A 769-nucleotide genomic window follows, 5' to 3' on the forward strand; every position below is an offset into this window, starting at 1 on the left:
TAGGCACGATCATCCCGGCATACTGCGTTCCCAGAATCAGCAGGCAGTACCCCACCATTTTGCTGCAGAATGACTCTTCTTCTTTTGAAAAACATTTTCCCCAGACTTTTATTTTAGAGAGCATAAAGGAAGATGTGATAAACATTCCTATCATCACGGCAAATAACATGGGCAGAACGGGGATGATGGCAAAGCCAAGATTTATTTCTTTTTTTCCAATAATAACCTGTGCAATGAAGATTACTAACATTGCGATAACAACGGAACGGGCGGCCGGTATTACTGTGCGTATTAATGACATAGTTCCTCCTTTTTTATGAACTATATCCGGGCGACGTTAACCGGGTCGTGAAGCAATAAGAAAATTAATGATAACCAACTGGAATGCTCAATAACTCCTGTGTCTTTTGTAATGAATTTATTTTAATTATGTTATTTGTTTTTGTGTAAATGAAATTTATTTTCTGGATTGCAAGCCCTAGGCTGATAAATAGCTTGGAATTTCCGAAGTGACGGATTAAACGATTTTAAAATGATTTAAATCACTATGTTTATTGACTCTTCGTCCAAAATGAAAGCGTGAATTTTCACGTTAATAAGGAAATGGATATGAGTTTACCCTCCCAGGATAATAAGGTCGGACCGGGAGCTTATTTTGCTCTGGCATTCGCTGCAGTATTTTTCTCCGGACTACTCGGCGGCAAAGAATGGTATGGCGTATTTGATTTCACCACCCTGAACGGTGCTTTCGGTAAAGTCGTCAGTAAAG

The 769-nt window shown here is 39.1% G+C and carries 1 protein-coding gene and 1 pseudogene; one reads left to right on the forward strand and one right to left on the reverse strand.

Annotation, left to right across the window (positions count from 1 at the left end):
• Positions 1-301: DUF3100 domain-containing protein (locus ACU8YC_RS25175; protein WP_446895984.1), on the reverse strand; the 301-nt coding region annotated here is incomplete at its 3' end.
• Positions 302-603: 302 nt separating this feature from the next.
• Between ACU8YC_RS25175 and ACU8YC_RS25180 the strand changes: the two are divergent.
• Positions 604-769 (forward strand): annotated as a pseudogene (locus ACU8YC_RS25180) (nucleoside recognition domain-containing protein); the annotation flags it as partial.

Source organism: Citrobacter sp. VF227, from assembly GCF_052950715.1.